Annotated in this window: 11 protein-coding genes, 1 tRNA gene and 1 pseudogene; 2 read left to right on the plus strand and 11 right to left on the minus strand. The window is 61.2% G+C overall.

Annotated elements, in window-relative coordinates:
* Positions 1-84: 84 nt before the first annotated feature.
* From ACSQ3M_RS28045 to ACSQ3M_RS28060, 4 genes are all read right to left on the minus strand, one after another.
* Positions 85-393: a hypothetical protein gene (locus ACSQ3M_RS28045; RefSeq protein ID WP_436153369.1), complete on the minus strand. Its 309-nt coding sequence runs from the start codon at positions 391-393 to the stop codon at positions 85-87.
* Between the two features lie 140 nt (positions 394-533).
* Entirely contained in the window at positions 534-1,376 is an 843-nt protein-coding gene (locus tag ACSQ3M_RS28050) for a trypsin-like peptidase domain-containing protein (RefSeq protein WP_436153370.1), read from the minus strand.
* Positions 1,373-2,539 carry a hypothetical protein gene (locus ACSQ3M_RS28055; protein ID WP_436153371.1) on the minus strand — a complete coding sequence of 389 codons (1,167 nt, stop codon included), beginning with the start codon at positions 2,537-2,539 and terminating at the stop codon, positions 1,373-1,375. Before ACSQ3M_RS28055 ends, ACSQ3M_RS28050 begins: the two co-directional genes overlap by 4 nt.
* A complete protein-coding gene (locus ACSQ3M_RS28060) occupies positions 2,539-2,901 on the minus strand; it encodes a hypothetical protein (RefSeq protein ID WP_436153372.1) in 363 nt (120 codons plus the stop codon). Before ACSQ3M_RS28060 ends, ACSQ3M_RS28055 begins: the two co-directional genes overlap by 1 nt.
* Positions 2,902-2,912: 11 nt before the next feature.
* Here ACSQ3M_RS28060 and ACSQ3M_RS28065 point away from each other — a divergent pair, with 11 nt between their 5' ends.
* Positions 2,913-3,236, plus strand: a complete 324-nt coding sequence (locus tag ACSQ3M_RS28065; RefSeq protein WP_436153373.1) for a hypothetical protein — start codon at positions 2,913-2,915, stop codon at positions 3,234-3,236.
* A gap of 274 nt (positions 3,237-3,510) precedes the next feature.
* Here the strand turns inward: ACSQ3M_RS28065 and ACSQ3M_RS28070 are convergent, their stop codons facing one another.
* The 7 genes from ACSQ3M_RS28070 to ACSQ3M_RS28100 all read right to left on the minus strand — a co-directional run bounded on the left by ACSQ3M_RS28070 (position 3,511) and on the right by ACSQ3M_RS28100 (position 7,578).
* Entirely contained in the window at positions 3,511-4,005 is a 495-nt protein-coding gene (locus ACSQ3M_RS28070; protein ID WP_436153374.1) for a hypothetical protein, read from the minus strand.
* Positions 4,006-4,202: 197 nt separating this feature from the next.
* Positions 4,203-4,568, minus strand: a complete 366-nt coding sequence (locus ACSQ3M_RS28075; protein ID WP_436153375.1) for a hypothetical protein — start codon at positions 4,566-4,568, stop codon at positions 4,203-4,205.
* A 131-nt stretch (positions 4,569-4,699) separates the two neighbouring features.
* Complete coding sequence (locus tag ACSQ3M_RS28080) at positions 4,700-4,948, minus strand: DUF6074 family protein (protein ID WP_436153376.1); 249 nt, start codon at positions 4,946-4,948, stop codon at positions 4,700-4,702.
* A 3-nt stretch (positions 4,949-4,951) separates the two neighbouring features.
* Entirely contained in the window at positions 4,952-5,326 is a 375-nt protein-coding gene (locus ACSQ3M_RS28085; protein WP_436153377.1) for a hypothetical protein, read from the minus strand.
* 83 nt (positions 5,327-5,409) lie between these two features.
* Positions 5,410-6,108, minus strand: a complete 699-nt coding sequence (locus ACSQ3M_RS28090; protein ID WP_436153378.1) for a hypothetical protein — start codon at positions 6,106-6,108, stop codon at positions 5,410-5,412.
* The gene (locus ACSQ3M_RS28095; protein WP_436153379.1) at positions 6,108-7,340 is read right to left on the minus strand and encodes a tyrosine-type recombinase/integrase; all 1,233 of its coding nucleotides are present in this window, start codon (positions 7,338-7,340) and stop codon (positions 6,108-6,110) included. Before ACSQ3M_RS28095 ends, ACSQ3M_RS28090 begins: the two co-directional genes overlap by 1 nt.
* 163 nt (positions 7,341-7,503) lie before the next feature.
* Positions 7,504-7,578 (minus strand) — tRNA-Thr (locus ACSQ3M_RS28100).
* Between the two features lie 236 nt (positions 7,579-7,814).
* On the opposite strand from ACSQ3M_RS28100, the pseudogene ACSQ3M_RS28105 reads away from it, so the two are divergent.
* A pseudogene (locus ACSQ3M_RS28105) lies at positions 7,815-8,586 on the plus strand (hypothetical protein); the annotation flags it as partial.

An 8,586-nucleotide genomic window follows, 5' to 3' on the forward strand; every position in this document is an offset into this window, starting at 1 on the left:
ACTGATAGCAATTGGACTGTGGGCAGCTGGGCTGATCTGAAAGGTTGTCCGGCTCGTCAGCCATGCCGCGCCTGTCGCTCACCATCACTGCCGCCCGGCATCGCGCTTCGCGCCGCGCCCGCGTAGCCATCGAAAGCCGCAGCGGTCGCGAGGATCAAAATCCTCAGCGCCGAGCGTTTCCCTGAACTGGGCGGCCTGATCGCGATCGGCAAAGCAGAAGATCTCAAACCCGTGCTGGCCGTCATGAACCCGACGGCGGCGCCAGCACAGCGATGAAAGTTCTCCGATTGCCCTGAGTTCGCCGATGTTTTGCCCATCGATCTTGCGAACAGCGACTTGATACGGCCAACCTCGATCGACCGCCCCTGAAGAGAGCTCGCCTTTCCGACGCATGACTTTTGTCCTCAATGATAGGATAAAAGTCAGATCGAGTCGGCGCGCAAGTCAACTCGGACAATAGGCGGTCCGCCGGTCACTGCGGGTCGCGAGAACGATCAAACGGCATCGAGCGAACAATCAAATGGCAACAAGAGTCATTTCAGCAAGTCGCTGAGTTTTGTCCCGCGCTGACCGTTGTCGATGATTTCGTCAATCACGCTCCTGCGCCAGACAACTCCGATTTCCGATACCGCGGTGTCGGCTTCGCTCGGCAAGCGGTCATTGGTTTCGAGCCTCCCGGAATAGACGCCCACGAAACCCGGGAACGATCCCACCTCGCCATTGTGTCCTACGCCGTGCCGCTGACCAATTACGGGCGACCCCGACATGCCAGAAGCGGTCCTGCAGTCGATGAGAAACTTCGGCAAGCCGTCAATCTCGATAGTTGGCTCCGATGCGATACTGCCCCGCTTGAACAACGGCAGCGCTTTTGTGCCCCCACTTAAGCCCCACGGATATCCGACCACGAACACGTCATCCATCACTGCCGGAGCATAGCCAGGGTAATAGGGAAATTCCTGTATCGCGTACCAAGCGCGGATGCCGTCTGGCGCGATCCAATCAGCGAGCAGCTCCAAACATACCACGTCGACCCCGAAACGGTGGACCGGATGTTCCTTCCAAGTGGGGCTTTCTCCGTCCGAACTGTTTATTTCGAGCCGGATAGAGAAGTACTCGAGGGTGTTAAATCGGTGCGAAATCCCTTGGTCTGGGCGGTGGACAACGAAACTAGCGTGGGTTGGTACTGCGCCAGACTTACTTTCGCGTGGACTAAGCGGGCTACGCCCAGTGACGACGTGCCAATTTGTCACCAAATGCGGATTGGGTGCCCCCGGGGCCCAATAGAAGAAGGCGGTGCCTTGAGAAACGGCCGCGCCGGTTGATGTCTCGGCGGTGAAAGCTACCGTGGCGAGAGACAACGACGAAATGACTTTCATCGACTGAGCGCGCTGGCGACTATAGCCGCAAATGTATGGAGCGTTGGAACAGTGAGCAAAGCGATTCCCAGGCCGTAGATCGAAGCGATGAAGGCCCGCGCGCCGCGGTGCGTGTGTGCCAGGTCCAAGAAGCGAATGTGGACGATAGGTTCTTTGAAAAAATTGACTGCTGTTCGAAAAATGCTCTCCCGAAGGCTGCGCTCAACGGCTCTTCCTCCCCAGGCCACATCAATCCATGCAGCTGTGTTGATATGCGCTTGAGGCCCCATTCTAAACCTCGTGAAGTAATCGCTTTGGTCTTCGTCAAAAAATGGTTCTCTAATCGCCGGCCGCCCGTCGGGTCCAAGGATATCGCTCATGGTTGACGGAGGATCGTTCTCGTAACCGCTCGGGTCGTGCTTCTCGATTATGTCAGTTATCAGTTGATGCACCTGATCATATCTCGACCCGCTATAGCCTGGTCCGGCATCTCGCCAAAACCGAGATGGTGCATTCCAGTCGTCTTCGTCTTCTGGTGAGGGGTCTTCGCGCGGCTGGCTCTCGGTGCTGTCCCAATAGTTATCGAGCAGTAAGGTGAACTCGCCTCTCAGTCGGCCGCCATTTAGCAATCGGTCCTCACCTTGAAGCCACGCTTCTGCAGAGGGATAGCGCTTGATCACATCAGGGCAAAACAGGCCGAACAGAATGGCCCCGATGCCCATGAAAGAGAGCCCCAAGTAGATGATGTGCAGGCGGGGAACCGGTAGAAACCCGAGCAGAGGTGCGCTTTTATGTCCTACTGCGGCATCGAGGAGCGTGGAACGAAGAAGCGCCGCGATCTCATCGTTCATCAAAATTAAGCTACCGAGCACCGGCGCCAATGCAGTCAGCTTAACCGCGCTGGATTCTCCCAAGCGGCGAAGTGCAATCCAGGTCGGAAGGTGGTCCGACTGATACCATCGCCAGATGGCTAACCAGGTGGGTCCAAGGACCGCAGCAACGGAGGGCTGCACAACGAGATAGGTTGCGTAGGCCGCCAAACAGCGGAGCAGAATGCTGTCTGCAAATGGGGCGAAGGGCCAGCCTGGGAGAAAGAGGACTTTACTCGCCCATCCGCACAGGAGCCCCAAAGCTAGCCAAAATGCCAGCAGGCCATAGGGTCGGGCAGCGTAGAACGCCTGCATCATATTTTTCTACAGTTGCCTTCGATAAGGAGTTCTCTCGCGCGCTTTGTGTTCCCCGCTCCTCCCGCTTGGTAGCTGACCTCGACCGTTTCGATCGAGGCCCAGGCGAAGAGCGCGCGCACTTCAGGCACGTCGTTCAGCGAGAGAATGAAGCGACCTTCAACTTGCTGTAAAGCGGCGACTGGCTGACCGCCGAGTTCGAAATGAGCGCTGTGACTGCCAGAAAATTCATGCAGGTGACGGATCGCTTCGGCAAATCCTCCATAATGGTGAATTTGCCGCCGACCGTGATCTACGCGCTCGGGCTCAAATTCCGCAACTTGCGGATTATGCTCTATGCGTTTTGCCGCCTGCCCAAGCAAAGGATGAGGCCATGCAGATGAGTTACGCCCGCGAAAAGCTCCATAATGCGGTGACCACCATGGCTGTGAGTGCAGAGCGCATTCAGCGACGGGTCTGCGACGCTTATGTCTACAATCTGATCCACATTCGCCCGGAAGGCTTACCCGCCGAGTTCGTCAGCGCTCTTGCGGAGATCACCTCCGCCATGTCGACGAGGCGAGCTACTGCCGATGAGGGCGACGCCTGGGCTACGTGTTCGCAAATGACCGATGATGAAGCCTCCGAAATCGCGCGGAAGATCTTCGATCTATGGGAGCGTGCCGATTCCGACGATCCCATGCGAAAGTGGAAATGAGGAGGCTGAGAGGCGCCGTCCGAACTCCTTGCTGCATCCGGCCGATCACTCGGGGGGACTTTCCGCGCGGCGAGCGGAAACTATCGGATGCGTCACGCTGGCCCAGAAATTGATTTCTCCTCGACGGGGAGAAATCTCCAAATCCCTCGCGCCGGGCCGCAAATCGGATTCGGCGGCGATCGCGCGATTTCTGGTGGCGAGGTAGCCGGGCGAAGCGAAATGCCGCCAGCAGACTCGCTAGGCGGCTTCGTCAGCCGGATCGTCTGGGGGAGTGTCAGGCATGGCCGATGGCCGTCACGTATTCGCCCTGAAGCCGACGCCGAAATTGCCGCGCGCGACGCTCCTCTTCGAACGCCAGCTCGAGCTCGTGCGCGGCGAGGGCTAGCCGCATGGAGGCGCTCCGGACAGCTGCATCGAGGCGGTTGACCCGACGGGTAAACAGCGCGTGATCCTGAAGTGCCTGCAGAATAAGCCAGAGCGCGACGCGTCCGACAGATCGCGCGTGCCTCCCGTAGAATGGGCCGAGCAGGAAATCGCCCACCTCGACGCCCCAACTTTGCGGCATGTCCTCGTCAGTCGGCTCCCAGTCGTCTTCAAGCTCCGGATCTAAAGGCTCTTCGTCAGATTGGGCGCAGGAGTCCGCAATAGCGAGAGCGTGGGGCAGCAAGACGGCGAGGTCGAGCTCGGCGCGGCGGCGTTCGTTTGCCTTCATGCCGCTAGGGCCGTTTCGCAGGTAATCTGCAACTCGGGACGCGAGATCATCGGTCATGGGGAATCCTTCTTGGTCGCTGCGGGTCAAGGGCTGGGTGGGGGATGAAATTCAGAAAGCCAGGGGTCTGGAGGGAACAGAGCTTGTTCCCTGTGAACCCCTACAGTGATTGGTCGAGCCAGGGTTCTGGAGGGAACTACTGGCCTAGTTCCCATGCGACCCCTACTATCTACATCTCGGGGAAGGGCGGCCGCGGCTCATGCCGCCCTCTTCGCTTTGGCAAGACCGGCTCGCCGGACGTGCAGGTCCGACTTCAAGTCTCGAACACTTTCAAGCGCAGCAGCTGCCTGCTCATCAGTCTCGATTCGTTTCCACTCGTCAGTTCGTTGCGGCAAAGGCGTGCCATCGACGAGCTTCTCGCGGCCGAAAACGTAGGTCACGCGGTAGCGGCTGGGATTCCGATACTGGCTGATCGACGGCGTCCCCTGATGGGTAATCTCCAGAAAGCCGAGCGCGACGCATTGCCGGATCGCGGCCGCAATCGCTTTGTAGGGAACGCCTGCGGCCTCGAAATCTCTGTAGGTGCACGGCAGCCGACCGTTCATGCCGCCGCCGTGTGCCATGTGCTCCTCCTCGAGACGGAAAAGGACGCGTCGCCCGTGGTCTGGCAGGGCTCGCCAAGCGGGCGATTGCCGCATCTCCAGGCTATGAACGACGAAGCTGTCTCTCGGCTTGTCAGTCTTCCGGCGACGGCTCACGGGCTGCCTCCGCCGAGCAAGACCTGTCGCCATAGCGCAGCGCGGATGGCGGATTCGATCGCCTGAAGCTCAGCAGCGACGACCGAGGCAGATATCCCGCGTTTCGCCATTGTCTCCGCTTGGCCATTGAGCAGGCGCTGAAGGTGCGCCTCGGCCTTATTGGGTCTGAAGCTGGCCATCAGCCGGGCGTGGCGGTCGACGAACGGCCGGTCCTGGATTCGGGGAAACTGGACAACAACGCCCATGGCTCAGCCCTCCGCCCGGCGGCGGCCGGCAGCCGCGGCTTTGCCCAAGCGATCGGCCGCACTGCGGCTCTTGGATGGGCTCGGGATCGAGGCGGGATCAGAAGCGACTTCCCCGTCGCTCTCGGTCGCCTTCGCGCCGACCGCTCGAGACTGAAGCCTCGGCAGACTGTCGCGATAGCGCCGATGCTCATCGGGCAGGATCAGCGTCCTCTTCCCGGCCTTAACCGCTGTCAGGCGTCCCTCGGCGATCAGCAAATAGCAATATGACACCGAATGGCCGTGATGCCCGGCAAACGCGGGGACGGCGAGCGCGCGTTCCTGCCAAGGAATCTCAGTGACAGAGCGCGGCTTACGGGGGTGCTCGTCTTGGGCGTTCAATTCAATTCTCCGTGGGTGAAGGGTGTTGGACACCCACGGAAAAAGCCGCGAAAGGCCGAATTAAAATACCCGCCGAATCCCCTTCAAAACCCCCTCGGGGAATTGCCGGGCTTCGTCCAGGCTGCCTTAACCTCAGGCGGAAATTCGGCGAAAACTTCGCGCTTCAGGGGTTCAATATTGTTTACTGCCACGCCGAGACTTCGCGCTTTGCGATACAGCTCAGCGTTTTCGTCAGAGCCCTCGCTGATCTTCAGCGTGCGCTTAAGAGGCGACTGCTTCAGGATCTCACGGAACCAATCCTTGAATACGTCATTCGGTCCCTGCATGACGGGCAGCATCGCTAAACGCTCGATATGCACGTGGAAAAGTCGCGTGCCACCTTTGGTGATCGCTTCGTCGCGCTCGACTTCGCATTTTGCCCAGACATCACGAGCGATATGCCGGAAGTTGGCATCTGGAGAGCCGAAGCGCGCGTGCGCGCGATAAAGGCTTTCGTTGATGATGGTCGCGAGCCGAGAGTAGCCATAGCGAATGGCGGCTCGGATCACCGCATCCATTTCCTCGCGCTTCGGGTTTTTTCGATAGCCGGGAGGAACCGGCGCGGACGTGGTCGGATACCAGTCTGGCCCCTTCGGCTCTAACTCCGTGGGAATGGTTTCAAAACGCCAGCCGAGAGCTTCGCGGTAGCCTGCAGCGACTTCGGGAATGGCAGTGAATACGTGCCTCAGCCGGATCCAGTGAGCTGGCGCCTCATGATGCTCAATGGGGGGATCGACGAGCATCACGATCTCGTCGGCTTGAGCAGGCGGAGGCGATCGCACTCATCACTCCACCACTGTGCAAGTTTAACGCGCTCATCCCAAAATGTTGAACGCTGATAAATGCGCCGGATCTGGTTTGGGTCTTGATGAGCGAGTTGAGCTTCAACGACGTCAACTGACCAAAGCTGGCTCTCGGCGCATAGTGTGCTGAAGCTGGCTCGGAATCCGTGCGCGGTCATCTCGTCTTGCGAGAAGCCCATCCGCCGAATGGCCATGTTCAGCGTATTTTCGGAGATAGGAAGCGGCGTAAAACCTTGCGCTATTGAGCGGGATTTGCCGTTGCCCTGAAACATGAGGTCGCTGCGCGAGAGCGCCTTCAACTCGCGAAAGATCTCCACCGCCTGCCGTGAGAGCGGGATTCGGTGGGGTTTGCGGCCCTTCATCCGTTCGGCCGGAACTGTCCACGATGCCGAGAGGAAATCTAGTTCGGACCATCTGCCTTGTCGTAATTCACCCGGACGGAGCGCTGTGTACGCCAGAAGCTGCAATGCGCATTGCGTGGCAGGCTGGCCCGCGTAGCCGGCGACAGCGCGGAGCAACTCGCCGAATTGTTCAGGCCGAGTAAGAGCGGCGCGGTTCTTCACTGTTGGCGATGTCAGCGCGCCTATCAGCATTGCGGCAGGATCGGTGGCGGCTTGCTGCGACGCGATGCCATACCGGAACACCTCGGAGACCAGCGCGCGAACTCGGCCGGCTGTGTCGAGACGACCGCGCGCTTCGATCTTCCGTAGGCAGAATAAAACATCTGCCGGCGTGATTGCTGCGATTGGCTGATCGCCGAATTCATCGATTGCGAAGCTGAGCAGCCACCGGCGCTTATCCTGTGTCTCAGCCGATATTCCTTCAGCGGCGCGCTTTGCCAGCAGCTCTTCTCCGACCGAGCGAAAGGTTGTGGCAGAGGCGGTGGCCACCGCTTGAGCCTTCGCCGTCTCCTCTTTGAGATGGGCGATCGGGTCGAGACCTCGGTCGAGGGTCGCCTTCGCTTTTTCGCGTTCGACACGCGCCTCTGCGAGCCCGAGTGCCGGGTAGGCGCCTAGTCTCAACTTCTTCTGCTGTCCGTTGAAACGAAAGGCGAGGAACCAAGTCTTGGATCCGCCTGGGCTGAGGTGCAGTTGCAATCCGCCGCCGTCGCTGAGCTTTTGAACTTTCTCGGCTGGCCGAGCGTTCCGGATTCGAATGTCTGAAAGAGGCATTGTTGGCTGCGTCCGAACGCTTCTGTTGGCTCGGCCAACATCTCGGCCAACATTGCCGGAAGATGTCAATGGACAGTCGTGGGCGCCGGTAGAGCGAAATGCACGCGGAATCCCTCGATTCTCAGAGGAAATCCGCTTCCATGGACACCCATGGAGAGATGGATGGTGCCGGCGGAGAGGATCGAACTCCCGACCTTCGGTTTACAAAACCGCTGCACTACCGCTGTGCTACGCCGGCCCTTGCGCTGCGGTATCAGGCCGATGCGGCGAGGGCAAGATCGGCGCGACGGCCCCCTGCCGGTTTGACTCTGCTGACCGCCTGCCTGGGCCTGCTGTGGCGGCAATGGCGGCTCGGGCGGAGCCGACGCCGGCGGCAGATTTGCCACAGCCGATCCCGATCCGCCGATGTGAACGGCTGTTCATTGCTTTCCCGGCTGTTCCAGCTGACGGTACACACTGGTGGGGGTGGGTTTCGTGAAACTGATAAAGTTGCCGGAACCGGCGCGCGCCCTGCGCGTCCGGTCGATGCCCTGCCGCGGCGATGGCCGGGATGGGCCTGAGGCGGCTTCGCGCCTTGCCCCGGAACGCCTGCACCCGCTCGCCATCGCCAGGCCGCTGACGATGCGCTTCGCCGCACTGCCCCTTCTCGCCTTGCTCGCCGCGACGCTGGCCATGCCGGCCGTGGCCGGTGGCGGGCGCGGTGGCGATAGGATCGCCATCCCTGGTACGGGCGGCGCGGGCGGGAGCGACAATCCGACCGGCGCTGCCGGCGGCGCCGGCACCGCCGGCACCGTCGGCAACGCCGGCGGCGGCGGTGGCGGCGCCGGCGCCGTCACGGGCGGGGCCGGGGGCTTTCGCTTTGGCGGAAGCCCCGGGTTCGGCCAGGGCGGAACGGGGGGCGTTCACGGCTCGGTCGGCACCGGTCTGCCGGCTGGCGTCAGCACCGGCAGCAATGGCGGCGCGGGGAACGATGCCGCCGGCTTCAGCGGCGGCGGCGGCGGCGGCGGCGGCGGCTATGGCGCCGTCGTCACCGGCATCGGGACGACGGGGACCGTCACCGGCACGATCACAGGCGGCAATGGCGGGGCTGGCGGAACCAGCATTCTCGACCAGGGCGGCTCCGGTGGTTCCGGCGGCATCGGCCTGCTCTTCACCAATGGCAGCCTGCCGACCACGCTCGTCGTCAACGGCGTGGTTCAGGGCGGCACTGGCGGAACGGCGGGTACGGGCGACACGGGCCCGGGCC

The organism is Allobosea sp. LjRoot90 (genome assembly GCF_964254315.1).
GTDB lineage: Bacteria > Pseudomonadota > Alphaproteobacteria > Rhizobiales > Beijerinckiaceae > Allobosea.

Excerpts from the sequence above, each read along its gene's own strand:
- ACSQ3M_RS28045 (WP_436153369.1), bottom strand. The coding sequence starts at position 393 with ATGCGTCGGAAAGGCGAGCTCTCTTCAGGGGCGGTCGATCGAGGTTGG.
- ACSQ3M_RS28050 (WP_436153370.1), bottom strand. The coding sequence starts at position 1,376 with ATGAAAGTCATTTCGTCGTTGTCTCTCGCCACGGTAGCTTTCACCGCC.
- ACSQ3M_RS28055 (WP_436153371.1), bottom strand. The coding sequence starts at position 2,539 with ATGCAGGCGTTCTACGCTGCCCGACCCTATGGCCTGCTGGCATTTTGG.
- ACSQ3M_RS28065 (WP_436153373.1), top strand. The coding sequence starts at position 2,913 with ATGCAGATGAGTTACGCCCGCGAAAAGCTCCATAATGCGGTGACCACC.
- ACSQ3M_RS28070 (WP_436153374.1), bottom strand. The coding sequence starts at position 4,005 with ATGACCGATGATCTCGCGTCCCGAGTTGCAGATTACCTGCGAAACGGC.
- ACSQ3M_RS28075 (WP_436153375.1), bottom strand. The coding sequence starts at position 4,568 with ATGGCACACGGCGGCGGCATGAACGGTCGGCTGCCGTGCACCTACAGA.
- ACSQ3M_RS28080 (WP_436153376.1), bottom strand. The coding sequence starts at position 4,948 with ATGGGCGTTGTTGTCCAGTTTCCCCGAATCCAGGACCGGCCGTTCGTC.
- ACSQ3M_RS28090 (WP_436153378.1), bottom strand. The coding sequence starts at position 6,108 with ATGCTCGTCGATCCCCCCATTGAGCATCATGAGGCGCCAGCTCACTGG.
- ACSQ3M_RS28095 (WP_436153379.1), bottom strand. The coding sequence starts at position 7,340 with ATGCCTCTTTCAGACATTCGAATCCGGAACGCTCGGCCAGCCGAGAAA.